Source organism: Amycolatopsis sp. SB7-3 (genome assembly GCF_041021335.1).
GTDB classification, from domain to species: domain Bacteria; phylum Actinomycetota; class Actinomycetes; order Mycobacteriales; family Pseudonocardiaceae; genus Amycolatopsis; species Amycolatopsis japonica.
In genome coordinates this window covers 176,483-202,675 of the sequence record NZ_JBFPJQ010000007.1, presented here as the reverse complement: position 1 = coordinate 202,675, position 26,193 = coordinate 176,483, and the positions used below count along the sequence as shown (strand labels likewise).

19 protein-coding genes are annotated in these 26,193 nt (G+C 68.2%); 1 reads left to right on the top strand and 18 read right to left on the bottom strand.

Features of this window, described 5'->3' with window-relative positions:
- Positions 1-329: 329 nt before the first annotated feature.
- Positions 330-2,075, top strand: coding sequence for a BCCT family transporter (locus AB8M46_RS35765; protein WP_037346253.1), 1,746 nt, complete (start codon positions 330-332; stop codon positions 2,073-2,075).
- A 63-nt stretch (positions 2,076-2,138) separates the two neighbouring features.
- Here the strand turns inward: AB8M46_RS35765 and AB8M46_RS35760 are convergent, their stop codons facing one another.
- The 18 genes from AB8M46_RS35760 to AB8M46_RS35675 form a co-directional block, all read right to left on the bottom strand.
- Positions 2,139-2,504 carry a DoxX family protein gene (locus AB8M46_RS35760; RefSeq protein WP_360127441.1) on the bottom strand — a complete coding sequence of 122 codons (366 nt, stop codon included), beginning with the start codon at positions 2,502-2,504 and terminating at the stop codon, positions 2,139-2,141.
- Complete coding sequence (locus AB8M46_RS35755) at positions 2,504-2,980, bottom strand: carboxymuconolactone decarboxylase family protein (RefSeq protein WP_037346248.1); 477 nt, start codon at positions 2,978-2,980, stop codon at positions 2,504-2,506. The genes AB8M46_RS35760 and AB8M46_RS35755 overlap by 1 nt, the downstream gene beginning before the upstream one ends.
- Before the next feature lie 29 nt (positions 2,981-3,009).
- Positions 3,010-3,873, bottom strand: a complete 864-nt coding sequence (locus AB8M46_RS35750; protein ID WP_378424501.1) for a sigma-70 family RNA polymerase sigma factor — start codon at positions 3,871-3,873, stop codon at positions 3,010-3,012.
- Between the two features lie 72 nt (positions 3,874-3,945).
- Positions 3,946-5,838 carry an OmpL47-type beta-barrel domain-containing protein gene (locus tag AB8M46_RS35745; protein ID WP_394363044.1) on the bottom strand — a complete coding sequence of 631 codons (1,893 nt, stop codon included), beginning with the start codon at positions 5,836-5,838 and terminating at the stop codon, positions 3,946-3,948.
- A 70-nt stretch (positions 5,839-5,908) separates the two neighbouring features.
- On the bottom strand, positions 5,909-9,874 hold the full coding sequence (locus tag AB8M46_RS35740) for a ThuA domain-containing protein (RefSeq protein ID WP_394363043.1): 3,966 nt from the start codon (positions 9,872-9,874) through the stop codon (positions 5,909-5,911).
- Positions 9,875-9,893: 19 nt separating this feature from the next.
- Positions 9,894-10,910 (bottom strand): multicopper oxidase domain-containing protein, encoded by a 1,017-nt coding sequence (locus AB8M46_RS35735; protein WP_037346237.1) that lies wholly within the window; start codon positions 10,908-10,910, stop codon positions 9,894-9,896.
- Positions 10,911-10,924: 14 nt separating this feature from the next.
- On the bottom strand, positions 10,925-11,812 hold the full coding sequence (locus AB8M46_RS35730) for a sugar phosphate isomerase/epimerase family protein (RefSeq protein WP_394363042.1): 888 nt from the start codon (positions 11,810-11,812) through the stop codon (positions 10,925-10,927).
- A 10-nt stretch (positions 11,813-11,822) separates the two neighbouring features.
- Positions 11,823-12,827: a sugar phosphate isomerase/epimerase gene (locus AB8M46_RS35725; RefSeq protein ID WP_037346231.1), complete on the bottom strand. Its 1,005-nt coding sequence runs from the start codon at positions 12,825-12,827 to the stop codon at positions 11,823-11,825.
- Entirely contained in the window at positions 12,824-15,883 is a 3,060-nt protein-coding gene (locus AB8M46_RS35720; protein WP_394363041.1) for a ThuA domain-containing protein, read from the bottom strand. The genes AB8M46_RS35725 and AB8M46_RS35720 overlap by 4 nt, the downstream gene beginning before the upstream one ends.
- 192 nt (positions 15,884-16,075) lie before the next feature.
- On the bottom strand, positions 16,076-17,449 hold the full coding sequence (locus AB8M46_RS35715) for an alkaline phosphatase family protein (RefSeq protein ID WP_125735676.1): 1,374 nt from the start codon (positions 17,447-17,449) through the stop codon (positions 16,076-16,078).
- Positions 17,446-18,516, bottom strand: a complete 1,071-nt coding sequence (eboE, locus tag AB8M46_RS35710; RefSeq protein ID WP_394363040.1) for a metabolite traffic protein EboE — start codon at positions 18,514-18,516, stop codon at positions 17,446-17,448. The genes AB8M46_RS35715 and eboE overlap by 4 nt, the downstream gene beginning before the upstream one ends.
- Positions 18,513-19,376 carry a TatD family hydrolase gene (locus AB8M46_RS35705; protein ID WP_037346221.1) on the bottom strand — a complete coding sequence of 288 codons (864 nt, stop codon included), beginning with the start codon at positions 19,374-19,376 and terminating at the stop codon, positions 18,513-18,515. Before AB8M46_RS35705 ends, eboE begins: the two co-directional genes overlap by 4 nt.
- 4 nt (positions 19,377-19,380) lie before the next feature.
- A complete protein-coding gene (locus AB8M46_RS35700) occupies positions 19,381-20,793 on the bottom strand; it encodes an EboA domain-containing protein (RefSeq protein ID WP_394363039.1) in 1,413 nt (470 codons plus the stop codon).
- Positions 20,790-21,638, bottom strand: coding sequence for an SCO3242 family prenyltransferase (locus tag AB8M46_RS35695; protein WP_378424563.1), 849 nt, complete (start codon positions 21,636-21,638; stop codon positions 20,790-20,792). The genes AB8M46_RS35700 and AB8M46_RS35695 overlap by 4 nt, the downstream gene beginning before the upstream one ends.
- Positions 21,635-22,792, bottom strand: coding sequence for an inositol-3-phosphate synthase (locus AB8M46_RS35690; protein ID WP_037346212.1), 1,158 nt, complete (start codon positions 22,790-22,792; stop codon positions 21,635-21,637). Before AB8M46_RS35690 ends, AB8M46_RS35695 begins: the two co-directional genes overlap by 4 nt.
- A 109-nt stretch (positions 22,793-22,901) precedes the next feature.
- Positions 22,902-24,071 carry a Gfo/Idh/MocA family protein gene (locus tag AB8M46_RS35685; RefSeq protein ID WP_394363038.1) on the bottom strand — a complete coding sequence of 390 codons (1,170 nt, stop codon included), beginning with the start codon at positions 24,069-24,071 and terminating at the stop codon, positions 22,902-22,904.
- Between the two features lie 42 nt (positions 24,072-24,113).
- Positions 24,114-25,166, bottom strand: coding sequence for a substrate-binding domain-containing protein (locus AB8M46_RS35680; RefSeq protein ID WP_016331780.1), 1,053 nt, complete (start codon positions 25,164-25,166; stop codon positions 24,114-24,116).
- A 22-nt stretch (positions 25,167-25,188) separates the two neighbouring features.
- Positions 25,189-26,166: an ABC transporter permease gene (locus AB8M46_RS35675; RefSeq protein ID WP_228694672.1), complete on the bottom strand. Its 978-nt coding sequence runs from the start codon at positions 26,164-26,166 to the stop codon at positions 25,189-25,191.
- Positions 26,167-26,193: the final 27 nt, after the last annotated feature.

Here is a 26,193-nt window from a genome sequence, read left to right as displayed (position 1 = left end):
CTTGTCGCCGACCGCACGAACTTCCCCGAAGCCCGTCGCCGCGCGTGCTCTACCGCTGGGTACCCGACCGATGGCAGGAACCCCAGTTCAGCAGGGCTCTCTGCGAAAAACTCGGCTCGCTCCCCTGACCACCGGTGTCACGAGGGACACGTTCCCCGCCGAGACCGTCGAACGAACGCACATCCGCCGAGGTCAGGCCCACAATCACCGGTTTAAACCTCTTCGCCCGCATTTTCTGCCGGTTACCAGTTTTCTGGTTAGGGTGCAGTGGTGCAAACGGGTTAACTCGGGCGGAAGGAGATCGCGCCGTCATCGGCGCGTGTCTGAACATGAGTTCGCAGGACGGTAAACAAGCGGAAGAAGAGGTCGTCGCGGAGACCGCGTCGGACCTCGCCCACGCGCCGGACACGACAGGTCCGGGGCACCCGCCCGATGAGCACGTCCCGCTCGACCTCGCCGCCGAACGACCCGCCGAAACCGACCGGACCGTTTTCGGTGTGGCGGCGGCCCTCGCGCTCGCGATCATCATCTGGGGTGTCCTGTCCCCCGAGAGCCTCGCGAGTGTCGCGTCGACCCTCCTCAACGACGCCGTGATCCCTTACGGCGGCTGGGCCTTTGTGCTGACCGCGAGCGGTTTCGTGCTCTTCGCGGTCTGTCTGGCCATAAGCCGCTATGGCCGGATCCCGCTGGGCGGGGACAAGGAACTCCCCGAATTCCGGACGTCGTCGTGGATCGCGATGATGTTCAGCGCCGGCATGGGCATCGGCCTGATGTTCTTCGGGGTGTACGAACCGGTCTCCCACCTCGCGAGCCCGCCCCCGGGCACCGCGGCCCCGAACTCCGACGAAGCCGTCCACACCGCGATGGCGACGACGTTGTTCCACTGGACCGTGCACCCGTGGGCGATCTACGCCGTCGTCGGTCTCGCGATCGCGTACAGCACCTTCCGGAAGGGCCGCAGCCAGCTGATCAGTTCGGTGTTCGCACCGCTGATCGGCAAGCGGCGCACCGAAGGCCCGCTGGGCAAGGCGATCGACATCATGGCGATCTTCGCGACCCTGTTCGGTTCGGCCGCTTCGCTCGGTCTCGGCGCGCTCCAGGTGGGTGGCGGTATGGGCGCCGTCGGCTGGATCGACGATCCCGGCAAGGGACTCCTGGTCGCGATCATCGCGATCCTCACCATCGCGTTCATCGCTTCGGCGGTGTCCGGGGTGGCCAAGGGGATCCAGTGGCTGTCCAACATCAACATGGTGCTCGCCGCGGTGCTCGCGGTGTTCGTGCTGGTAGTCGGGCCGACCGTGCTGATCCTCAACATCGTGCCCGGCGCGATCGGCGACTACTTCCGCGAACTGGCGGAGATGTCCGGCCGTACCGGGATGACCGGTGGCGAGGAGATGCAGACCTGGCTCGGTGGCTGGACGGTCTTCTACTGGGCGTGGTGGATCTCGTGGACGCCCTTCGTCGGCATGTTCATCGCGCGGATCTCGCGCGGCCGCACCATCCGGCAGTTCATCTTCGGTGTCATCGCGATCCCGAGCATCGTGAGCCTGATCTGGTTCGCGATCTTCGGCGGCGCGGCGATCAGCAGGCAGCGGGCGGGTACGGACATCGCGGGCGCGGGCAGTGCCCAGTCGGCGACGTTCGAACTGCTCGAGACCCTGCCGTGGTTCGTCCCGATCGCGATCCTGGTGATGATCCTGGTCTCCATCTTCTTCGTCTCCGGCGCGGACGCGGCTTCGGTGGTGATGGGCACCTTGTCCCAGCGCGGGAGCGTGCACCCGAAGAAGGGTGTCGTCATCTTCTGGGGCGTGCTGATGGGCGCCGTCGCGGCGGTGATGCTGCTGGTCGGCGGGGACAAGGCGCTGACCGGGTTGCAGAACCTCACCATCCTGATCGCGGTGCCATTCGTGTTCGTGATGGTCGGGTTGTGCGTGTCGGTCTGGAAGGACCTGCGCAACGACCCGCTGATGAAGCAGGAAGACGCGATGATGTTGTCGCTGAAGGAACTGCACGAGGAACGCACCAACGGCCACGCCCGCCGTCGTCTCCTCGGACGGTCGAAACAGCGCACCTGAGCTGATCCCGCGTGAAGGCCCCCTTTCCTCGACTGAGCCGAGGGAAGGGGGCCTTCACGTACTTCAGGCGCGTCCGATGGCGACGAAGGCGCACAACGCGAGGTACCCCAGGTCCAGCAGCGCGATCAGAGGCTCGCGGCGACGCCACCGGACGACCAGCGCGCCCGCCATGACCAGCGCCAGTCCGAGGGCCGCCAGCGGCACCAGGGCCGGCGCGATGTCCAGCAGCGCGGGAACGACCAGGCCCACCGCGCCCAGGATCTCGACCACCCCGATGAACTTCACCGTGCCCGGGCCGAAATCCAGCACCCATCCCGCACCCGAGGCCACTCCGGCGATCGTTTCCCTGCGCAGGAACAGTTTCCCGACACCGGACACGAGATACATCACGGCCAGCAGACCGGCGACGATCCACAGTGCGGTCTCCATCAGTGCGCCGCGAACTGGCCGGGCGTGTAGTCCCCGGCGGGCTGCCGGGTGATGACGTTCAGCCGGTTGAAGGCGTTGATGAGCGCGATCTGGGCCACCAGCGCCACGAGCTGGTCCTCGTCGTAGTGCTTGGCGGCGGCCTCCCACGCCTCGTCGGTGACACCGCTGCCGTCGGCGAGACGGCAGCCCTGCTCGGTGAGTTCCAGCGCGGCGCGTTCGGCCTCGGTGAAGACCGTCGCCTCACGCCAGCAGGCGACCAGGTTCAGCCGGGTCGTGGTCTCCCCCGCGTGCGCCGCGTCCTTGGTGTGCATGTCGAGGCAGCCCGAGCAGCCGTTGATCTGGCTGGCGCGGATGTTCACCAGTTCCCTTGTCGCCAAAGGAAGTTCGCTGCCGTCGAGCACCTTCGCGGCCGAGACGAAGTGCTTCACCAGCTTCGGCGCGAGAGCGGTCTTGAGGAATTCGAGCCTTGCCTGCATGGGATTTCTCCTTCTCGTCGGTCCTTCACTTACTTCGACGAGGAGGACTCCCGAGAGGTAACACCCATGGCCGCGAGGCGACGTGGATCACTGACCGAGTCGATTCCGACGATGCGGCCGTCGACGATGGTGCAGGACATCACGCCCAGCAGTTTGCCCGTCCGGCTCCACGACACGATCCCCGGTTTGCCGTTGACCAGCGCGGGACGGGTCATACCGGCGGCGCGCGCTCCGCGCTGGACCCGGGTGGCGACCTCGGCCGCACCCAGCCGGACGACCTCGCCGTGACGGCTCTGCGAGCGCCACGTCACGTCGGGGTCGAGCATCTCCATCAGCCCGTCGAAGTCCCCTTCGCGCGCGGCGGCGAGGAACGCGTCGACGACGGCGCGTTGCCGCGGCTCGTCGGCCGGACGCTGTCCCCGCACCTTCCGGCGGGCCCGGCTGGCGAGCATCTTCGCCGCGTCCGCGGATTTGCCGAGGATCTCGCCGATCTCGGCGAACGAGACGGCGAACAGGTCGTGCAGCACGAACGCCAGCCGCTCGGCCGGGCCGAGGGTGTCGAGCACCACGACCAGCGCCACCCCGACCGATTCGGCGAGCAGCGCGTCCTCTTCCGGCGAATCGTCGAGCACCAGCAGCTCGGGCGGCTCGTCGTAGGAGTCCTCGGGACGGGTCTTGCGGGAGCGCAGGGTGTCGATGCAGACGCGGCCGACGACGGTGGTCAGCCAGCCGGACAGGTTGTCGATCGTGTCGGCGTCCTGGCGCGCGAGCCGCAGCCAGGCCTCCTGGACCGCGTCCTCGGCGTCCGTGCGGGAGCCGAGCATCCGCTGGGCCACGGCCACCAGACGCCCGCGCTGCTCCTCGAACGCGCTGGCCAGCGCCTCACCGGTCATGTCGATACCTTTCTCGCGCCGAACCCGTCATGGACATGACGAGCGCGACGCGAGAAAGGTAACCGACTTCGCTCAGACGTCCCGGATCGGCGTCTTCACGGTCTTCTTCATGCCGGGGTTCTTCGTCTCCGGCTTCTTCTTGCCGGGCTCCGGTTCCGGCTCGATGGCCGTGCCGCCGATACCGGACTCGATCGCCGCGGTGACGATCAGGTTCCGCTCGTCGGACGAGATGATCTCGCCGTCGAGGAGTTCCTGGGTCACGGCCCGCACGTAGGTCACGAACTGGTCGTTCGACGAGTAGTCCGACTCGTCGTCGATCACGTCGTTGATCGTGCAGCCGTCGCCGGTGTCGCGGTTCTCGACCTGGCTGTCCGCCGTCCCGAGGATCACGGTGTCCCGGAGGTCGGAGTCCGGGCACGCGTCCGGGCCCGGCGGCGCGGCGACGATGGTGAACGCGCCGCCCTGTTCCGCCGAGACGTTGCCGGCCTTGTCCGACGCGCGGTAGGCCAGCGTGTGCGTGCCGAGCGCGGTCACCTTCACCGGCGCGGTGTAGACCGTCCAGGCCCCGCCGTCCAGCCGGTACTCGATCTTGTCCACCCCGGACCCGGCGTCCGTCGCGGTCAGGTTGATGGTCGCGTCCTCGATGTACGACCAGCTTCCGTCCAGATCACCGCTCACCACCACCGAGACGACCGGCGCGGTGTTGTCGTCGCCTTCGACGATGGTGAACGTCGCCGTGCCTTCGGCCGAGACGTTGCCCGCCTTGTCGGTGGCGCGGTACTTCACCGTGTGCGCGCCGACCACGGTCAGCGCGAGCGGCGCCGAGTAAGTGAGCCACGGGCCGCCGTTCAGGTTGTACTCGACCTTGCCGACACCCGAGCCGGCGTCGGTGGCCGTGAGGGTCACGGTCGCCTTGCCGACGTAGTTCCCGGCGGTGTCCTTGGTCCCGGTCACCTCGGACGTCACGGTCGGCGCGGTGGTGTCACTGCTGACGACCGTGAAGTGCGCCATGCCTTCCGGCGAGACGTTGCCCGCCTTGTCCGCAGCACGGTAGGAGACCATGTGCATTCCGGGAGCGGTGACCGCGACCGGAGCGGTGTACGCGGTCCACACGCCTTCGTCCACTTTGTACTCGACCTTGTCGACACCGGAGCCTGCGTCCGTGGCGGTGAGCTTCACCGTGGCGGTGTCGAGGTAGTTGCCCGCACCGTCCTTGGTCCCCGTGACCTCGGCCGTCACCGTCGGCGGTGTCGTGTCACCGGGCTGTCCGGTGACGACGGTGAAGGACGACATCCCTTCCGGCGAAACGTTTCCGGCCTTGTCGGTAGCGCGGTAGTGGACCATGTGCGATCCGGCCGCGGTGACCGCCACGGGTGCGGTGTACGCGGTCCACGCGCCGCCGTCGAGCTGGTACTCGACCTTGTCCACGCCGGACTGACTGTCCGAAGCGGACAGATTCACCGTCGCGGAACCGACGTAGTTCCCGGCGGTGTCCTTGGTGCCGGTCACGTTCGCGGTCACGGTCGGCGGGGTGGTGTCGGCGCCGCCGCCGTCGGTGACGACGAACTCGCCCATCATCTTGGTATGACCCTGGATCGTGCAGTAGTACCGGTACTTGCCTGGGGTCAGCGTCACCGTGGCCTCGTGCACGCCGCCCTTGTCGTCGTAGGGGTTGGCGAGGATGTTGAGGTTGACGTCGTGGTTGTAGCCCGGTGTCGAGGTGTCGAACGTCAGCGTGTGCGACATCGTCGAGCCGAGCTCTTCGGTGTTCTTGAAGACGATCGTGGTCTCACCGGCCACCGCGGTCGACGGCGCGCTGAGGTAGTGGTCGGTGCTGTCGCCCGCGGTCCATTCCAGGGTCTGGACGGGTGCGGCGGAGGCGGGGGCGGACGAGCCCGGTAACACCAGGCCCGCCAGTGCGAGTGTCGCGGCCACCAGGGCCACGACGAGGGTTCTTGGGGACATCGCAGGGAAACCTTCCGTACAAAGGGAGACCGGCCGGGCACGCGGACCCGCGCGCCCGGCCGGTTTCGCGCTACAGCTGCCGCACCCGGATGTTGCGGAACTCCATCAGGTCGTTGTCACCGTGGTTCTGCAGACCGATGAACCCGCTGACGAACTGCCGGAAGTCGGTGGACGGGTCGCCCGCCCGAGACGACTGGATCCCCGGCGCGTTCTCGAACTCGTTGATCACCACGCCGTTGCGGATGATCGTGTACTTCTGCCCGACGACCTTGATCTCGTACTCGTTCCAGGTCCCCTTCGGCTTCACACCCGCCTGGTCCAGCGGCCGCGGGTCGAAGTTGTAGATCGACCCGGTCTTCTGCGGCTCACCGGTGGCGCCGTCGTACAGCTGGACTTCGTGGCCGCAGTAGATCGCGACCCAGGCCTGCGACGTCCTCGCCGAACCGACCGTGCCACAGCTGCCCGGCGGACGCTGCTCCAGCGGGGTGCGCGGATCCGGGAACCGGACGAACACACCGCTGTTGGCGCTGCCGGTCGGCGCGATGTCCTTGAACTGCAGCTTCACCGAGAAGTTGCCGAACTGCCGTGCCGAGTACCACAGCATGCCGAGCCCGCCCGACGGTCGCAGTGACCCGTCCGGCTGGATGGCGAACTGCCCGGACGGCGCCTGCGACCAGTTGCGGAACGATTCGGCCGTGCCGTCGTAGATCGCGTCGTAACCGGTGACGCCCTTGTTGCCGATGGGCGACGCGGCGGCCGCGGCGTTGATCTTGTCCGACTCGGCCGCGTTCAGCACGCCGAGGTCGCCCAGCCGGTCCACGGCCTGGGTGACGTGGTTGACGAAACCGGCGTGGGAGGTCCACGTGCTCTCGTCGTCGATCATGTCGTCGACCGTGCAGCCGCCACCGGCGTTGCGGTTGGTCACCCCGGTGTCGGTGTCGCCGATGGTCACCGTGGCACTGGAATCCGCCACGAGACACCCGACGCTGACCGAGTTCCGCGTGGTCACCGTCTCGCCGTCCGCGTAGGTCACGGTCAGCTTGGCGGTGTACAGACCCGTACGCGGGTAGGTGTGCCGCGGGTCGGGCTGGGTCGAGATCGTGCCGTCGCCGAACTCCCACTTGTAGGAGACGCCGCCGGACTTCGACCCGGTGAAGGCCGCGGTGAGCGGCTTGTTCTGCACCATGGTCGACGCCGCCGCCGCGGACGGCGTGGCCTCTCCGCCGGTGTAGCTGATCTTCAGCAGCTTCTGGTTGTTGGTCAGGGTGAAGAAGCCGCCGCCGTAGTCGAGCACGTACAGCGCGCCGTCCGGCCCGAACTTGGCGTCCATCCACTGGTTGAGCTTGGTGTCGCCACCACCGGTCGGGATGATCTGCCGCACCGTCTCGGCGAACACCGGCGGATCCTGCTTCGCGACACCGTTCGGGTCGAGGGTGACCGCGATCCGGTTCTGCCCGTTGCTCTGGTCACCGATGAACCACTTGTCGTTCCAGTACGACGGCCACGCGACGCCGCTGTTGGTGTTGACCAGTTCGCGGTGGTACGTCGGCCCGGTCATGACCGCCTGGCCGCCGCCCTTGAGGTAGGGCTGCGTGTAGGTGGCCTCGGCCGCGTTGTACGTCGGGACGGAGCTGTTGGGGCGGTTGGGGAACACCGGCCCGCCGCCGTCCGGCGCGTACCAGATCATGTTCTTCTTGATCGGCGGCAGGTTCACCAGGCCGGTGTTGCGCGGCGAGGTGTTGACCGGGTTGTCGCAGTCGTACCAGCCGGTGAGCACCGCGGCGTCGGTGCTGCTGCGGTCGCGGTACGGCTGCTTGTTGCCCATGCAGTACGGCCAGCCGTGGTTACCGGCCTCGGTGATGACCGTGGCGGTCTCGTACTTGGCCGGGCCCAGTTCCGGGCTCGGCGAGGTCGCGTCCGGGCCGACCCAGGCGGCGGTCAGCCAGTTGGTCTTCTTGTCGACTTGCAGACGCGAGATGTTCCGCACGCCCATCACGTAGATCTCGGGCCTGGTCTTGTTCCCGGGGTCGTTGGCCTCGGGGAACAGGTTGCCCGCCGGGTTGGTGTAGGTACCGTCCGGTTCCGGGTGGATCCGCAGGATCTTGCCGTTGAGGTCGTTGGTGTTGCCGGCGGTACGGCGCGCGTCCTGGAACGAGACGCCCTTGTAGTCCTGGGTCCAGTTGTTGCCGGAGTACCCGTTGGAACCCTGCGACGAGTTGCTGTCACCGGAACCGATGTAGAGGTTCCCGTCCTTGTCGAAGTCCATGCCGCCGCCGGCGTGGCAGCAGCTGTGGACCTGGACGTCCCACGACAGCAGGTCCTTGCGGGTCGCCTGGTCCAGCGTCTGGTTCTTCAGGTCGTAGGTGAACCGCGAGACCGTGCGCTTGCCGATCCGCTTGTCGATGTCGACCGACGAGTGCGGCATCCAGTAGGCGTACATCCAGCCGTTCTCGCTGAACTTCGGGTCCAGCACGAGACCGAGGAGGCCTTCCTCGTTCTTGACCAGTTCGTCGCCGCTGCCGCGGTTGCCCATCACTTTCAGCGTCGTGAGCAGCTTCGGCTTCTTGGTGACCGGGTCCCACTGGTGGATCGTGCCGCAGCCGGCGCCGATCTCGGGGTTGGTCCAGTCGTTCGGCGCGGGCACCGTGTTGCCGGCGCAGGCGGCGCGGCCGATGTAGAACACCCGGCCGTTCGGCGCGATGGTGAGCCCGTGCGGCTCGCCCATCTGGTCGAGCTGGCCGGGCTGGTTGATCCCGGTCAGGCGTTCGACCTTGTAGTTGGCCGCGATACCCGCCTTGCAGTCACCGCGCACCATGCCGGTGGTCCACTTGAGCGCGCCGAGGATGTGACTGCGGAACTGGGCCTCACCGTAGCTCGCCTCGGTCCGGCCCATACCGCTGTAGAAGGAGCGGCCGCCGTCGTAGTCACGGCACCACGAGATCGGGTGGAAGGCGCCGTTCGCGCCGACACCCGGTTTGTAGGTCGATTCCTCGACCTGCGCGACCGTGTGCACGGTCCCGACCGGGTTGACCTCCCAGTTGAGCCACCGGTCGGTGCGCACCCACTTCTGCGGCAGGCCCGCGGTGGCCGGGTTCGCCTTGTCGAGGACGTCGACCGTGGCCTGCGCCGGGTCTGGCTCCGGCGGCGGCGGAGTGGTCGAGTTGTCCTTGAACAGCTTGAAATCGGCCAGCTGGATGAGCGGCTCGCCGCCGTTGGCGGTGATGTTCAGCCGGTAGTTCGAGTACGCCGTGGTGTTGGCGAAGGTGAACGTCCGGCTCACGAACCGGTCCGGGAACGTCTCGCCTGTGCGAGTGTCCAGATCGATCCACGTGGTCCCGTCGTTGGATCCCTGCAGGGTCCAGTTCTTGGGGTCACGCCCGGCGTAGTCGTTCGCCGAGACGAGCGCGTAGCTGCTCACGGCCACCGGGGCGGCCAGCTTGTAGGCGACCCAGCCGGTCGGCTGGAAGGCCAGCCACTTCGTGTTCTCGTTGTTGTCGGTGAGCTTTTCCTTGGTCTCGTTGGGCGGGTTCTCCGCGCTCGCGGTGACCGACGCGACGGCCTCCGGTGTGGGACGCGCCCCCACCGGACGGGCACCGATCAGCCCCGAGAACCACTGCGAACCGTCCTGGGCCCGCGCGGCGTCGGACAGGCCGAGGAACCCGCCGCCCGCCTTCATGTAGTTCTGCAGCGAGGTTTCCTGGTCACGGTTGAGCGTGATGCCCTGCGCGGAAAGGAAAACGACGCCGCGGTACTTCGCGAGGTTGGCCGCGGTGAACACCGCGGGGTCCGAAGAGGACGAAACGGAGATGCCGTTCGCCTGGCCCAGGCTCGCGATCGCGTCCGTGGCCCGCAGGACGGGGTCCTTCTGGTCCGCGGCGGCGCCGTGGAAGACCAGGACGTTGACCGGGACGTTCGTCGCGGCTTCGGCGGTCACCGGCGCGATGGCCAGCGGCAGCCCGGAGGTGACGACGGCGCCGACCGCGAGCGCGGCCAGTGACCGTCTGCGGAGCCGGCGTTGCGAAAATACTCGTCTCAAGTTCTCGCTCCTTTCAAGACTAGTGGTGGTGGGCCGAGGCGCCGGTGGCGTTCGGTGTGGACGTGGTGGTGTGCTGGTGCCCCTTGAAGCGGTCGATCGCCTCCTGGGCGCCCGCGGGCATCCCGCCGTCGGCGTTGCGGACCAGGAACACCCCGGACATGCCGTCGTCCGAGTGCTGCTGGACGTGGCAGTGGTACATCCACGCGCCCGGCCCGACGCCGTCACCGGCGATCACCTGGAATCCGAAGGAGTTGCCGGGGTCCAGGGTCTTGTTGTCGAGGATGGGGGCGTTGTCGGTCGCGCTGGTGAGCATGCCGGTGCGGGTGTCCGCCCAGCGGTGCGCGTGCAGGTGGAAGGTGTGCATCAGGTTGCCGTGCCCGATGCAGATGAACTCGACGCGTTCGCCGAGGTTCGCCTCGAAGATCGGGGTGTTCGGGGCGACCTGGTGGTTGATCCACATTTCGGTGAACACCACGGTGAACTGCTTGCTGGGCAGCAGATCGCCACGTTTGCGCACGATCAGGCCGCCGTAGAGACCCTTCATCAGGCCCGCGGTGCCGTGGTCGCCGCCGAACGCGTGGTCGTGGTAGTGCCAGTACCCCGCGCTGCCGGGCATCCAGAAACCGTTGGCCGCCTGATACGCCGTGCGGGTCTTCCAGGTGTAGGTCTTGGTTTCGTAGGGCTTGTTGAACGAATCGTTGAACGGCGAGCCGTCGGACTTGGTGTCGTAGTTGACACCGTGCGGATGGATCGAGAGGCGCTGGTCGGTGTTGTTGACCAGCTCGATCACCAGCGTGTCACCCTCGTAGCACTCCAGGAGCGGCCCGGGGATCGTCGGCTTGCCGGGCTCGAGCCCGTAGCCGACCCGGGTCGTGCCGGGAACGTAGTCGGCGTAAATGGTGATGTTGCGGGTCATCCCGGCCGCGGCGGCCGGTGCCGAACCGGCGCTGGCCGACACCACGACCGGGGCGATCACCCCGGCCGCGGTGCCCGCGAGCATCGATCTGCGGGACAGCCCGCGTTTCTTGTTGTCCATTGTGGATTCCCCAGTTAGAAGCGGACGTTGCGGAGATAGGTGAATCCGGTCTGGGCGGTGCTCAGGGGATCCGTGGGGTTGTCGTGCTCGACGATGTATTCGGCGAGGTGGGGGCGGGTGTGGCGGAAGATGCGCGGGAAGTCGATGACGCCCTTGCCGGGGTCGACCATCTCGCCCGCCGCGGTCCGGTCCTTGACGTGGTACTGCACCACGCGCGGACAGTGCTGCCGGTACAGGGAAACCGGGTCCATCCCGCCTTCCACCGCCCAGAACAGGTCGATCTCCAGGTGCACGTACCGCGGGTTCGTGTTCCTGGTGAGCACGTCGTACGGGCGCACGCCGTCGATGGGCGCGAACTCGTGCGCGTGGTTGTGGTAGCCGAGCGGGATACCGGCCTGGCGGAACTTCCGTGCCGCCGCGTCCATCCGGCCGGCGAACTGCTTCCAGCCGTCGATGGTGCCGAAATTCGCCCACGGCACGTTGGCGCGGGTGTTCCCGAGGATCTTCGCGTCCGCGATGGTCTTGTCGAGGTCGCCGTCGATGCCGACGTGGGTGGACGTCGCCTTGATGTGGTTCTTGTCCAGCAGACCGCGGAACTCCTCGGCCGAACGGCCGTAGGTGCCCGCCAGTTCGACCTTCCGGTAGCCGATGTCCGCCAGCGCGGACAGGGTTCCCGGCAGATCGGCCTGCAGCGCGGTGCGCAGGGAGTAGAGCTGGATGCTGATCTTCTCCACCGGGACCCGGCCCCGTCCGTGGTGGCCGGAGCCCTGGGACTCCGCCTCGGTGGCGGCACTGGCCACGCCCGGCAGGGCTACCGCCGCGCCGACCGCGACCGCCGCCGTCGCCGCGCCGCGCAGGAGCGCCCGCCGGGAGTGGAACTGCTCAGCTTCTTCACCGCACATGAAACCGCCCTCACTTCTGGTTGCTGAAAGCCGCGTCGAAGGCCGCCGACGGCTTGTCGAACAGGAGCCCCCGCAGAAAGGTCACGGCCTCCGCCGCGCCCCGGAGCCGGTCCATGCCGGCGTCCTCCCACTCCACCGAGATCGGACCGGCGTAGCCGATCGAATTCAGTGCGCGGAAACAGTCCTCCCAGGGCACGTCGCCGTGCCCGGTCGAAACGAAGTCCCAGCCGCGTCGGGGATCTCCCCAGGGGAGATGCGAGCCGAGCCGTCCGTTCCGTCCGTCGAACCGTTTCCTGGTGTCCTTGCAGTCCACGTGGTAGATCCGGTCGGCGAAGTCGAGGATGAAGCCGACCGGGTCGAGGTCCTGCCAGATGAAATGCGAAGGATCCCAATTCAGCCCGAATGCCGGACGGTCGCCGACAGCTTCGAGCGCACGTTTCGTGGTCCAGTAGTCGTAAGCGATCTCCGACGGGTGGACCTCGTGGGCGAACCGTACGCCCACCTCGTCGAAGACGTCGAGGATCGGGTTCCACCGGTCCGCGAAGTCCTGGTAGCCGTCGTCGATGACCGCCTGCGAGACCGGCGGGAACATCGCGACGTACTTCCAGGTCTTCGAGCCGGTGAAGCCGATCACCGTGTCCACACCGAGTTTCGCCGCCGCGCGGGCGGTGTCGGCCATCTCCTTCGCCGCCCGCTGCCGGACGCCTTCGGGCTCACCATCGCCCCACACCCTGGCGGGGATGATGGCCTGGTGGCGTTCGTCGATCGGGTCGTCGCAGATGGCCTGGCCGACGAGGTGGTTGGAAATCGCCCACACCTTGAGGCCGTGCTCGGCGAGCAGCTTGAGACGGCCGGGAATGTAGTCCTCTTCGGACAGTGCGCGGTCGACCTCGAAGTGGTCGCCGGAACACGCGATTTCGAGGCCGTCGTAGCCCCATTCACTGGCCAGCCTGCACACCTCGGTGAACGGGAGATCCGCCCACTGGCCGGTGAACAGGGTGATCGGACGGCTCATGCTTGCTCCTCGAAGGTGATCGCGTCGACGTCGAACAAGCCGCCGGAACCGCCCTTGAACACGAGGAACAACGGGCCGGTGCCGCCGGGGTCGGTGATGGCGGAAGCCGGGATGTCGGCGTAGGTGTCCCAGCCGCCGGTGTTGGCGACGGTGACCGTCTGGACCAGCGGTCCGTCCACCGCGCCCGAGCGCACCTCGATCGTGCCGCCCGCGCCGCCGGACGAGACCCGGTAGCCGATGCCGCTGACACCCACGAGGTTCACCGGGTCGAATTTGATCCAGTCGCCGGATTCGATGTGCCCGACGCGTTTGCCGCCACTGGCGCCGGCGTGCGCGACGACCTCGATCCCGCTGGACTGGGTGTAGAACTCGGCCTGCTTCAGCTTGGGCTGCAGGATGGATTCCGCCTCGCCGGTGAGCGCGGGCACGCCGTTTCCGCCGTTGTCGGTGTAGCTGGCGTTGATGACGCCGAAGACGTTGGCGTCCGCGCCGTGTCCTTCGTCGGCGGGCGTGGCGATGGTGCCTTCACAACCGGTCGCGCGGCTCAGCGGATGTCCGTGGCCCTCGTGGCCGAGGATGTATTCGACGGTCACCTTGGAGCAGTCGATCGGGTTGTCCTCGGCGTCGGTCACCTCGACCTTGAACGGGACCATGTCGCCGAAGCTGAACACGCTGCCGTTGACCGGGGTCTTCAGCGTGACCACCGGCGCGGTGTTGCCGACGGTGACCACCACACTCGCCGAACCGGTCAGCCCGGTGGAGTCGGTGACCGACAGCTTCGCCGTGTACTGGCCGTTCGCGGCGTAGGTGTGGGAAACCGGGGTGGCCTCGGTGGAATCGGTCGTGCCGTTCCCGTCGAAGTCCCAGGCGTAGGTGAGCGCGCCGCCGTCGGGGTCGTTCGTCCCGGCCGGGTCGAACTTGACGGTCAGCGGCGCCTGGCCGGACGTCTTGTCCGCGGCCACCTGGGCGACCGGCGTGCGGCGGCCCTTGGTGTGGTCGATGCGGTAGACGGCGGATTCCTTGGAGCCGCCGAAATAGCCGGTGCCGTAGTCGAGGACGTAGAGCGCACCGTCCGGGCCGAACTCGAGGTTCATCGGGCGGACGAGGTCCATCGAGTCGAAGAACGGCTTGATGGCGCCGCGTTCACCGTTCGGGCCGACGGTGATCTCCTTGATCCAGCCGCGTTCCCATTCGTAGGCGAAGGTCTTGCCGTCGAAGTACTCCGGGAACTTCGTCTGCGACGGGTTCTTCGCGTCGAACTGGTAGACCGGGCCACCCATCGGCGACTCGGGGCCGGTGCCGAACTCGGGCAGCGAACCGCCGTCGTAGGGGATCCACGCCTTCTCCACCGGCGGCAGCTCGGTCAGGCCGGTGTTGCGCGGGCTGGTGTTCTTCGGTTTGGCGCAGTCGAAGGCGGCGTCGGACTGCTTGGTGGCGAAGTCGTAGTCGATGAACGGCAGGTTGTCGCCGACACAGTACGGCCAGCCGAAGTTGCCGGGCTTCTTGATCAGGTTGAACTCGACCGTGCCGCCGGGACCGCGCTTCGGGTCGGCCGCGCCGGCGTCGGGACCGTAGTCGGCCAGGTGGATCCAGCCGGTCTTGCGGTCGACGGCGAACCGGAACGGGTTGCGGAAGCCCATCGCGTAGATCTCGGGCTTGGTCTTGGCCGTGCCCTTGGGGAACAGGTTGCCCTTGGGGATCGTGTACTTGCCTCCCGCGCCGACCTTGATCCGCAGCACCTTGCCGCGCAGATCGTTGGTGTTGGCCGACGTGCGCTGCGCGTCGTACACCGGGTTACGGTCGGCGCGTTCGTCGATCGGGGTGAAACCGTCGGAGGCGAACGGGTTGGAATCGTCCCCTGTGGACAGATAGAGGTTGCCCTTGGCGTCGAAGTCGATCTCGCCGCCGGCGTGGCAGCAGATGCCGCGTTCGGCCGGGACCTGGAGGATCTTCTGCTCGCTCGCGAGGTCGAGTTTGTTGTCGGTGCCGAGTTTGAACCGCGAAAGCTGGTTGTAACCCTTGAACGGCTCGAAGTCGGCGGGGGTGCCGTTCTCCGGCGCGTCACCGGCCGGGGTGTTCAGTTTGGGCGCGTAGTACAGGTAGACCCAGCGGTTCTTGGCGAAGTCCGGGTCGATGGCGACGCCCTGAAGGCCGTCCTCGTCGTGGTTGTAGACGGGGATCTGCCCGGCCAGCGAGGTGGTCGCGGAAGAGCTGGTGTACCAGACGCGGCCGTCGCGCGAAGTGTGCAGGACGTCGCGGTTGGGCAGCACGGAAAGCGCGATCGGCTCGCCGGTCTTCTCCTCGCCCTTGGCCAGGGTGATCTGGTCGAAGTCCGCGTCGACCGGGTCTTCCTGGGTCTTGGCGCAGCCCGCCTCGCTCAGCTTGGTGGCGTACTTGATGCCGCCCGCCAGATGCTTGAGGAAGGCAGGCTCGGCGTAAGAGGCCTTGGTATGGCCGCCGCCGGTGTACCAGGAGCGGCCGCCGGAGTTCTCGTGGCACCAGGCGATCGGGTGATCGCCCATCGCGCCGTCGCCGGGCTGGTAGCTCTTCTCGTCCAGGCTCGCGAGCACGTGGACGTTGCTCCGCGGGTTCTCGCGGTAGTTGTACCACTCGTCGGTGCGCGGCCAGGTCTCCGGAAGATCCACAGTGGACACGTGCTCGTGGTCTTCGACCTTGACGTTCGCCTGCTGGATCTGCGGATGGGACTTGAAGTACGCCCCGACCAGCTCGCCGTACCAGGGCCAGTCGTACTCGGTGTCGGAGGCGGCGTGCACGCCGACGTACCCGCCGCCTCCCTTCACGTACCGCTCGAACGCGGTCTGCTGGTCCGCGTTCAGCACGTCACCGGTGGTGGAAAGCCAGACCACCGCGTCGAACCGCTTGAGGTTCGCATCGGTGAAGGCCGCCGCGTCCTCGGTCGCCTCCACCGCGAAGTGGTTCTGTGCCCCCAAATCCTTGATCGCCTTGATGCCGTCGGAGATCGAATCGTGCCGGAAGCCCGCGGTCTTGGAGAACACGAGCACCGTGGCCGCTTCGTGCGCCGATGCTGTCTGCATCGGTAGCGCGACGCCTGTCAGAGCCGTGACCACGGATGTGACGAGCACACCCAATCGTCGTTTCAAAGACATAGCAGTGGCGATCCTTTCGATGAGCGGCGGCGATCAAGGAAGGACTTGCGTTGGTCGTGAGTGGTAAGTGTCGTTAGAACGTCACTTACCACTCACGACCCACTGGACCGAGGACCTCCTCTACTTCAGTCCCTGCAGCGACAACAGCAGCGGGTGCACGTCGGTGGCCCCCACACGGCCGGACGGCTGGAAGGCCGGATCCGAACAGAGCAACACCGGACCGTCCTCTGCGGAATCCGGCAGCCGTCCGTGCGAGCCGCGCACCCAGCGCGGATCGGTCGGGACGACGTCCATCGCGTATCGGAGCCCGGCGAACTTCTTCGCCAGGTTGAGCCCGGCCCGCGCCTTGGCGAACTTGTCCTCCGGGTCGAAGAACAGCTCGGCGGGGTCGTAACCCGGTTTGCGGTGGATCTCGACGCCGCGCGCGAAGTCGGGCTTCCGTGCGTCGTCGAGCCAGTAGTAGTAGGTGAACCACGAGTCCGGCTCGGCGACCGCGACGAGTTCGCCCGCGCGTTCGTGGTCGATCCCGTACTTGGCCTGCGCCTCACGGTCGAGGACCTCGTCGACGCCGGTCAGCTCGCCGACGATCGAACGCACCCGCTCCAGATCGGCGGAGTCGCGGACGTAGACGTGCGCGACCTGGTGGTCGGCGACGGCGAACGCGCGCGACGCCCACGGGTCGAGGTACTCCATGCCCGCCTGGGTGTAGACCTCCAGCAGCCCCTCGCGCCGCAGTGCCCGGTTGATGTCGACCGGCCGGTGCACGTTGGTGATCCCGTACTCGCTGAGCGCGACCACGGTCGCCCCGGCGTTGCGGGCGTCGTCGAGCAGCGGCGCGAGCGCGTTGTCCAGTTCCCGCGCGGCCTGCCGTGCCTGCGGTGCGTCGGGGCCGAAGCGCTGCAAGTCGTAGTCCAGGTGCGGGACGTAGGTCAGCAGCAGATCCGGTCGCTTCTCCCGCAGGATCTGCCGCGATGCCCCGATGACCCACTTGCTCGACTTGAGCGACGCCGTCGGGCCCCAGTACTGGAAGAGCGGGAACTCCCCCAGCGCGCCGGTCAGCTGGTCGTGCAGTTCGGGCGGGCGCACGTAGGCGTCCGGCGACTTGCGGCCGTCGGCGTGGTAGATCGGCCGCGGGGTCACCGTGACGTCGGTGCTCATCCCCATCGCGTACCACCAGCACACGTTCGCCGACGTGTAGCCGGGGTGCGCCGCCCTCGCGGTCTCCCACAGCTTCTCGCCGCCGACGAGCCGGTTGTGCTGGCGCCACAGGAAGATCTCGCCCAGTTCGCGGAAGTACCAGCCGTTGCCGACGATCCCGTGCTGCGCGGGCATGAGCCCGGTGAGGAACGTCGACTGCGCGCTGCAGGTGACCGCGGGCAGCACGGTGCCCAGTTCGGCCTGCCAGCCGTCGCGGGCGACGGCGGACAGTTTCGGCATGTCCCGCAACGCCTTCGGGGTCAGCCCCACGACGTCGATGACGACCAAGGGTTTCACGCGGACGCCCCTTCCTTGACGAGGTTCGCCTGTGCCCATTCGAGTTCCGCGGCGATTCCGCCGACGAGGTCACCCGCGTCCGGGAGCACGCTCCAGGTGTAGGTCTCGACTTCGATATGCGGTTCGCCGGGCAGCTCGGCGGCGACGGTGCGCAGGACGTCGGTCGTGGTGGACAGCGGCGCGGCAGGCGCCTGGTGCAGCGGCATGTGGAAGTGCACGCGCCACGGCCCCTCCCCCGGCAGGTCGGTCCACGCCTCGGGCAGGTCGTCGGCCTTGCGCACGACACCACCCGAAAACTCGCGGACCTGGTGCAGGTATCGCGGTTCCGCGAACGCGGCGAGCGCGTCACGGGCTTCGGCAGGATCCTCGACGTGCAACGCGGCGGAAGCCTGCACCTTCACGATGTCCACATCGGACTCGGCGATCGCCCGAAGCGTCTCCGCCGGATCGGCGAACGACACCGCGAGATGACAGGTGTCCAGGCACAGCCCGACGTACTCCGGATCGACGCGGCCGGACAGCCAGCCCAGCGCGTCGGCCACGGTGTCGAGCACGCAGCCGGGTTCGGGTTCGACGGCCAGTTTGATCGGCCGGTCACCGATCGCGCGGACGACCTCGGCGAAGGCTTCGGTCGCCCGGCGATCGTCCTGTTCGCCCCACGGTTCACGCCAAGCCAACGGCAGCGTGGATATGCTGCCGTAAGAAGCATCCTCGGCGAGAAGGTCGGAAAGCACGTTCACACAGTCGATCGTGTAGGCGACCCGGTCCGGGTGTGTCCACTCAGGACTGTAGACCGAGTGCTTGACGACGTCGTCGTGGAAGCCGCCGTACGGGAAGGCGTTGAGCGTGTACACCGACAGCCCGCGGGCGTCGAGTTCGGCACGGAAACGCTTGCGCGCCCCGGCGTCTTCGGCGAGCCCGCGCGCGACCGGCGCGGAAAGCCACAGCCCGACGCCGAGCCGGTCGGCGCCCAGCCGCTCACGCACCGGGAGCGCGTACCGCTCCAGCTGCGCGACGATGCCGTCGACGTCCTCGGCCGGGTGGACGTTCGTACAGTAGGAGATCATTTGCGGGCACCCCGCAGCACCGAGTTGCCCTCGAACGTCACGGCCTCGCCGGTGAACCCCGGCAGCGGGTCGAGGGTGAGCCTGCCGCTGAGCCCGTAGAAGTCGACCGGGTTCTGCCACAGCACCTTGTCGACGTCGGCCTCGGTGAACCCGCCGTCGAGCATCGCCTGCCCGGTCTTGGCGGTTTTCAGCGGATCGGACCGGCCCCAGTCGGCGGCCGAGTTGACGATCATCTGGTCCAGTCCGTACTGGCGCAGGATCTCGACCATCCGGTGCTCGTCCATCTTGGTGTCCGGGTAGATGGAGAAACCCATCCAGGCGCCGGAATCCTTGACCAGCTTGACGGTGACCTCGTTGAGGTGGTCGACGACCACGCGCTCCGGCGCGACGCCGGCCTCGCGCACGACGTCGAGCGTGCGCTTGGTGCCTTCCAGCTTGTCGCGGTGCGGGGTGTGCACCAGGACGGGGAGGTCGTGTTCCAGCGCCATCGCCAGCTGCTGGGCGAAGACCTCGTCCTCTTCCTTGGTCATCGAGTCGTAGCCGACCTCGCCGACCGCGACCACGCCGTCCTTCGCCAGGTATCGCGGGAGCACGTCGAGCACCTCGCGGCAGCGGGGGTCGTTGGCCTCCTTGGGGTTCAGCGCGATCGTGCAGTGGTGCCGGATGCCGAACTGCGCGGCGCGGAACCGTTCCCAGCCGATGAGCGCGTCGAAGTAGTCGGTGTACGAGCCGACGCTGGTACGCGGTTGCCCCAGCCAGAACGCGGGCTCGACCAGCGCGCGGACACCGGCCGCGTACATGGCTTCGTAGTCGTCGGTGGTCCGGGAGGACATGTGGATGTGGGGATCGAAGATACGCACTGGCTCAGTTCTCCTTGAGGAGTTCGAGGGCGTCGGCGGGTACGTCACGTCCGGCCGCCCTGCGTTCGTCGGCGAAATCGGCGAGCATTCTCCGCAGCTCGTCGTCCGCGCGGGAAGTGAGGTCCGCGACGGCGGCCAGCGGCACACCGACGAAGACGCATTTGAGGACGCCGTGGCGCCACGTGTGGTCGTCCAGGAACCGGGCGAAGGCACCCATGGCGGCGGCGACCAGCCTGATGTCGTTGGCGCGCAAGGCGTCCTCGACCAGCTTGATCCCGGCATCGGTGACTTCGGCGCCCGGCGACTCCAGCGCGGAGAGTGCCCGCAGGACCCCGCGCCGCTCGGCGTCGTCGCCGTAGCGGTAGAGATCGCGCAGTTCCGCGGCCAGCGCCGCGTCGTCGAGGACTTCGGCCAGCACCGACACGAGCCGGACCCGTGCCCGGTCGTCGACCGTGCCGTGGACCAGGCCCTGCGGATCGACGTCCGGGCGCAGCGCCTCACGACCGACCTCGCGGCCGACGGCCGGGAAGATCGAGCCGATCACCGACGGCTTCTCCCGGATCCGGCGTTCCGCCTTGGTCTGCCACGTCTGCGGCATCGCCGCGGTGAGCGCCTCGAAGGCCCGCCGCGCGGTGTCCGGCGCGGCGTGGCTGTGCCGCGGCAGTTCGACCGCGGCCAGCCCGGTGTAGCCGATCTCCGCCAGCGCGGCGAGCGTCCCCGGCAGATCCAGATGCCCGTCGCCGAACTCCAGATGCTCGTGGACCCTCGGCAGCATGTCGTCCAGCTGGACGTTCCACAGCAGCGGACCGGCGAGGCGGACGCATTCGGCCGCGTTCACCGGCTCGACGGCGACACAGTGCCCGACGTCGAGCGTGACCCCGAAGAGGTCCGGCTCGCCGAGTTCCTTGCGCAGGTCGAGGACCTGGTCCAGATGCTGCACGAGGTGGCCCGGCTCGGGTTCCATCGCCAGCCGCACGTTCAGCCGCGCGGCGTGCTCCAGGACCGCCGCGACCCCTTCACGCAACCGCGACCAGGCCAGATCCTTGTCCACAGTGGACACGCCGGACCAGAACGACACGCAATCCGCACCGAGGTCCCCGGCGATTTGCAAAGCTCGCGCCAGGAAGTCGATCCGCAACGCGGGGTCGTCCGAAAGCAGCGTCGGCGAGTGCTTGCGCCACGGGTCGAGCAGGTAGCGCGCGCCGGTCTCGATGACGACCCGGTTCAGGCCGAGCGACGAAAGCCGGGAAGCCACGTGGTCGACCTGCCGCGCCAGATCGTCGGCGAACGGGTCGAGGTGATCGTGGTCCAGCGTCAGCGCCACCCCGGTGTAGCCGAGGTCGGCGATCACCGCGAGCGCGTCGTCGAGGCGGTGGTTGGAGAAGCCGTTGGTGCCGTATCCGAGGGAAAACGTCATGTGGGGCTCACCTTCCTCGACAGCTTGCGGGCGATCGGCAGCGCGGCCGCGACCAGCGCCGCCCCCAGTACCGAGCCCTTGGCCGTGACCGCCGCCTGCAGCGGGACCATGCCGTGGATGCCGTTCTTGGTCGCCGACCGCACGGATTTCGCCGACGGGTCGCGGACGGCGTCCGCCTGCGCCCGGCCGACCAGGCCCGCGTAGCCCGAACCGGCGGCCATCGAGGCGGCGCGATGCCAGCCCCCACGGGCCGGTCCGGTCAATGCCAACGTTGTCGCCGCGCAGCTGGTGGCCAAGGCCGCCCGGGCGGTCGCCGGGTTCGCCCCGTGGACCTCGCCGGTGGAGAGCGCGGTGACGCCGAGCGTGTGGACGCCCACCGCCGCCGCGGCCGTGGCTGCCTTCTTCGGCGAATCACCGGCACCCAGCAGGACGTCGAGCGTGCGGCACGCCGCCATCGCCACCGGTCCGGCCGGGGTCGGTTTGAGCACGGTGTCGTAGGCCCACACCGACGCCGCGAGCGGGACCGCGACGCGCATCGCCCGGCGGCCGCCGCCGAGCGCGGCCAGGCCGAGTCCGGCGGCGGTCAGCGCGGCACCGGTGGTGAGCGCCGCGCCCGCGCTCACCCGCCCGGACGGGATCGGGCGCTCGGGCCGCTCCACGGCGTCGAGGTTCCGGTCCGCCCAGTCGTTGAGGGCCATCCCGGCCCAGTAGAAGGCGACCGAGGACAGCGGCAGCAGCAGCCGCCGTCCGGTCATCTTGAGCCCCGCGGCGGCGGATCCGGCGACCGTGTCGCCGAGCACCGTCAGCGCCGCGGGCGCCCGGACGAGTTCCACATAGGCCTTCACAGGTCGGCCGCCCAGGTGACCAGGCGGGCGGTCTGCTCGGCGAAGCGGTGTTCGTCGCTGCCCAGCGGATCCTTGAAGAAGAAGCCGAGTTCGGTCAGCGCGCCACTCTGGCCGGCGGCGTGCGCCGCGGTGACGAAGCGGGCCAGATCCAGGATCAGCGGCGCCGCGAGCGCGGAGTCGTAGCCGGTCCAGGTGAACTGCAGGCTCATGCGCGCGCCGAGGAAACCCTCGAACGACACGTGGTCCCACGCGGTCTTGATCTCGCCGAGGTCGGGCACGTTGTCGATGTGCAGCGGCGCCGTGACGTCCTCGCCGAGCAGCGCCGCGAGCCCGCGTGCCTTGGATTCCAGCTTGCTGTTCGCGGTCACCGGGTCGGCGAGCGTCTCACCGTCGCCACCGCCCAACAGGTTGGTACCCGCCCAGGAGCGGACCTTCAGCGCCCGCGCGCTGAACATCGGCGCGAGGACGGTGCGCAGCAGCGTCTCGCCCGTCTTGCCGTCGCAGCCCGCGTACGGCAGGCCTTCCCGCTCGGCGAGCTTCCGCAGCGCGGGCAGGGTGATCCCCGCGGACGGCGTGAACTCGACGTACGGGCTTCCCGCCTTCAAGGCCGCGTAGGCCGAGAGGGAGCTCGACGGGAGCACCGCCCGCGCCGGATCGGCGAGCGCCGCCTCGAGCGCGTCGAGGTCGTCGTGTTCGGGCAGGTGGGGGCACGGAGCCTCGGTGGAGGACACGTTGACCACCACGACCCGCGCGAGGTCGTGCCGGTCGGCGAAAGACCGGATGTCCGCCGTGAGCCGGGCGGCCGCGTCGGCCTGGGCACCGGTGTGCGTCGCCGGGTGGTAGCCGTCGCGGATCTCGGCGTCCACCTCGGCCAGTCCGGACCGGACCGCGGAGAACACCGAGTGCCCGAAGACACCGGCGTGCGCCAGCTGTTCGGCGCGCTTCTCCAGCGGGGTGTGCACGATGTCGTGCCCGCCGAGGACCAGATCGTCCCAGCCCGGCAACGGAACCCCGGCGAACGCGGGCAGCTCGGTGACACAGCCGCCACCGCCGGCCACCCCCGCGCGGAGCGCGAGGAGCCCGACCGCCGCGGTAGTGGCGACAGACCCCCTCGCCCCGATCAACCAGATGCCCGTACGCTCGTGAGCAGGCATTTCTCCACCTTTCAAGAACCCGAGAACCCCAACCTCCGATGGTCGGATGTTTCGGATCGAACCAAGTCGCAGTGATAGCCGTCATGCGACTTTCGGCTGGATCTACTCCTCAGTTACTCCCCTTCACGGTGACTCCGGGCACAGTGGTCCATCGCGCCTCGTCGGACGCGCTGCGCTCGACCGCGTCCAAGACCTGCTGAACCCTCAATCCGTCCTCGAAGGACGGTTCGGGATCCTTGCCTTCGCCGATCGCGGTGAGCAGATCGGCGACCTCGTTGGTGAAGGTGTGCTCGTAGCCGAGCAGATGGCCCGGCGGCCACCACACCCCGACGTACGGGTGCTCGGGTTCGGTGACCAGGATCCGGCGGAACCCGGCCTCGGTGGGCGGCTGGCCACCGTCGAAGAAGGACAGTTCGTTCATCGACTCGAAGTCGAACGCGAGGCTCGCCTTCGACCCGTTGATCTCCAGCCGCATCGCGTTCTTGCGGCCCAGCGCGAACCGGGTCGCCTCGAAACTCGCCACCGCGCCGCCGGTGAACCGGCCGAGGAACAGCGCGGTGTCGTCGACCGTGACCCGCCCGGTGCCGCCGTCGCCGTCCGGCCGCTCCTTGACGAAGGTGTTGGTCAGCGCGGAAACCCCGGTGATCGTGTCGCCGGTGACGAACTGGGCGGCGTCGACGATGTGCGCGCCGAGGTCGCCCAGCGCGCCGGAGCCCGCCTTGTCCTTGTGCAGCCGCCAGGTCATCGGCGCCTGGGCGTCGGACAGCCAGTCCTGCAGGTAGACCGACCGCACGTGGCGGATCTCGCCGAGCGCCCCGCTCGCGACCAGTTTCCTGGCGTGCGCGAGCGCGGGCACCCGGCGGTAGTTGAACGCCACCATGGACCGGACGCCGTTGGCCCGTGCCTTCGCCGCCGCCTCAGCCATCGCTTCGGCCTCGGCGAGGGTGTTGGCCAGCGGTTTCTCGCACAGCACGTGCTTGCCCGCTTCGAGCGCGGCGATCGCGATCTCGGCGTGGCTGTCGCCCGGTGTGCAGATGTCGACCAGGTCGACGTCGTCGCGGGCGATCAGCGCGCGCCAGTCCGTCTCGACGTCTTCCCAGCCGAACCGTTCCGCCGCGGCCTTCGCCCGCCCCTCGTCACGGCCGCCGAGCACGGCGAGTCGCGGGATCAGCGGTGGCGTGAAGAACCGGTGCACGCTGCGCCACGCGTGCGAATGCACCGCACCCATGAACGCGTGGCCCACCATGCCGATCCCGATCGTTTCCGTTGCCGTGCTCAATACCCCTCCTATGTCTCCGCTTGCGTGTCGGGTACGCGGGTCTTACGAGTCGAAGCCGACGTCCATGTACTTGTCGACGTTCTCCTTGGTGACCACCGCGGAGTACGTGGTGATCTCGGCGGGGATCTCGTGCTCTGCGAAGTCGCCGGCGCCCTTGCCCTGGCCGAGCAGGCGGGCGAGGGAGATCGCCGAGGACGCCATCGACGGGCTGTAGAGCACCGTCGCCTTCAGCGGTTCGGCGTCGGACTTGATCAGGTTCATCGCGTTCTTCGACCCCGCGCCGCCGACCATCAGGAAGTTCTTGCGGTTGGCGTTGTTGATCGCCGCGATGACACCGACCCCCTGGTCGTCGTCGTGGTTCCACAGAGCGTCCAATTTGGACGCCGACTGCAACAGGTTCGAGGTCTGCTGCTCGCCCGACTCCGGGGTGAACTGCGCCGAGACCCGCGGGCCCACCGTGAAACCCTGACGGGTCAAGGCGTCCTTGAAGCCCTTGCTGCGTTCCTGGGTCAGCGGCAGCGAGTCGATGCCCGCGACCTCGCCGATGACCGGGTTGGCGATGTTCTTCGCCTTCATCTGCTGGGCGATGTAGTTGCCGGCGTTGACACCCATGCGGTAGTTGTCGCCGCCGATCCAGGTGCGGTATGCCAGCGGGGTGTCGAAGACTCGGTCCAGGTTGATCACCTGGATCCCGGCGTCCATCGCCTGCTGGCCGACCGCGGTCAGCGCCTTGCCGTCGAACGGCAGGATCACCAGGACGTTGACCTTGGCGTTGATCAAGGTCTCCACCTGGGAGATCTGCTGGTTGACGTCGTTGGTGCCCTCGGTCGCGTTGAGCGTGACCTCACTGAACTTCTGCGCCTGCGCGCGGGCGTTCTTGGTGATGGCCGCCATCCAGCCGTGGTCCGCGGCAGGCGCCGAGAATCCGATGGTGACGGGGGTTCCGGGCTGCGAGTTCGCCCCGGCGTTGGCCACGTTGGCCGCGTTGTTCTGCGCCGGTGCCTCGTTCGAGGTGCACGCGGTCAGCAGCGCACCCGCTCCGACGGCCGCGCCTCCCAGCAGGAAACGGCGGCGGTGCAGGGATTGTTCGGTCATGACGACTCTCCATCCACGGTGATCAAGTGCTCGTCTTTGTCTTTTTCACGGAGCGGAACTGCAGCAGCGCGGCCAGGACGATGATCACGCCCTTGGCGATGTTCTGGATGTCGGTGTCCAGGTTGTTGAGCGTGAAGATGTTGGACAGCACGGTGAAGATCAGCACGCCGATCAGGGTGCCGATGAGCGAGCCGCGGCCACCGGTGAGCAGGGTGCCGCCGATGACGACCGCCGCGATGGCGTCGAGCTCGTAGAGCATGCCGTTGGTCGAGGCGCCCGCGGTGGTGCGGGCGACGACCATCAACGCGGCGATACCGCAGCACAGCCCGGCGACGCCGTAGACGAGCGCGGTGTGCCGCTTGACGTTGATGCCCGCCAGCCGCGACGCCTCGGCGTTGCCGCCGACGGCGAAGGTGCGGCGGCCGAACGTGGTGCGGTTCAGCACCACCCAGCCGATCGCGAACACCAGCGCGAACATCCAGATCAGCACCGGGATGCCGAGCAGGTCACCCCGGAAGAAGTCCAGGAATCCCGCTTCGGACACCACCTGCGTGCGGCGGCCGCTGATGCGTTCCGCGAGGCCGCGGGCGGAGACGTACATCGCCAGTGTGGCGATGAACGGCACGATCTTCCCGTAGGAGACCAGGATCCCGTTGATCAGCCCGCAGCCGAGGCCGACCAGGAGTCCACAAAGGATCATCACGAACGGGCCGTAGGACTGGGTGGCCAACGTGGTCAGCCAGACACTGGACAGCGCCACGATCGACCCGACCGAGAGGTCGATGCCACCGGCGATGATCACGAACGTCATCCCGACGCTGACCACCCCGATGGCCGCGGCGAGCCGCAGGATCGTCGAGATGTTGCCGTCGGTGAAGAACTGGTCGGGCCTGGTCACCTGGCCGACGATGCACAGGATCACCAGCACCCCGGTCAGCCCGAGCAGCCGGGGATCGGCGGTGAATTTGAACCCTGTCTTCTTGGGGGGCAAAGGTTCCACGGCGCTCTCCGTACGCACCGATTCGGC

What these genes read in the sequence shown, in the direction of transcription:
- AB8M46_RS35745 (WP_394363044.1), bottom strand. Translation starts at nt 5,838, where the DNA reads ATGTCCCCAAGAACCCTCGTCGTGGCCCTGGTGGCCGCGACACTCGCA.
- AB8M46_RS35755 (WP_037346248.1), bottom strand. Translation starts at nt 2,980, where the DNA reads ATGCAGGCAAGGCTCGAATTCCTCAAGACCGCTCTCGCGCCGAAGCTG.
- AB8M46_RS35730 (WP_394363042.1), bottom strand. Translation starts at nt 11,812, where the DNA reads ATGTGCGGTGAAGAAGCTGAGCAGTTCCACTCCCGGCGGGCGCTCCTG.
- AB8M46_RS35735 (WP_037346237.1), bottom strand. Translation starts at nt 10,910, where the DNA reads ATGGACAACAAGAAACGCGGGCTGTCCCGCAGATCGATGCTCGCGGGC.
- AB8M46_RS35700 (WP_394363039.1), bottom strand. Translation starts at nt 20,793, where the DNA reads ATGACGTTTTCCCTCGGATACGGCACCAACGGCTTCTCCAACCACCGC.
- AB8M46_RS35750 (WP_378424501.1), bottom strand. Translation starts at nt 3,873, where the DNA reads ATGACCGGTGAGGCGCTGGCCAGCGCGTTCGAGGAGCAGCGCGGGCGT.
- AB8M46_RS35725 (WP_037346231.1), bottom strand. Translation starts at nt 12,827, where the DNA reads ATGAGCCGTCCGATCACCCTGTTCACCGGCCAGTGGGCGGATCTCCCG.
- AB8M46_RS35690 (WP_037346212.1), bottom strand. Translation starts at nt 22,792, where the DNA reads ATGCCTGCTCACGAGCGTACGGGCATCTGGTTGATCGGGGCGAGGGGG.
- AB8M46_RS35720 (WP_394363041.1), bottom strand. Translation starts at nt 15,883, where the DNA reads ATGCAGACAGCATCGGCGCACGAAGCGGCCACGGTGCTCGTGTTCTCC.
- eboE (WP_394363040.1), bottom strand. Translation starts at nt 18,516, where the DNA reads ATGATCTCCTACTGTACGAACGTCCACCCGGCCGAGGACGTCGACGGC.
- AB8M46_RS35765 (WP_037346253.1), top strand. Translation starts at nt 330, where the DNA reads ATGAGTTCGCAGGACGGTAAACAAGCGGAAGAAGAGGTCGTCGCGGAG.
- AB8M46_RS35760 (WP_360127441.1), bottom strand. Translation starts at nt 2,504, where the DNA reads ATGGAGACCGCACTGTGGATCGTCGCCGGTCTGCTGGCCGTGATGTAT.
- AB8M46_RS35680 (WP_016331780.1), bottom strand. Translation starts at nt 25,166, where the DNA reads ATGACCGAACAATCCCTGCACCGCCGCCGTTTCCTGCTGGGAGGCGCG.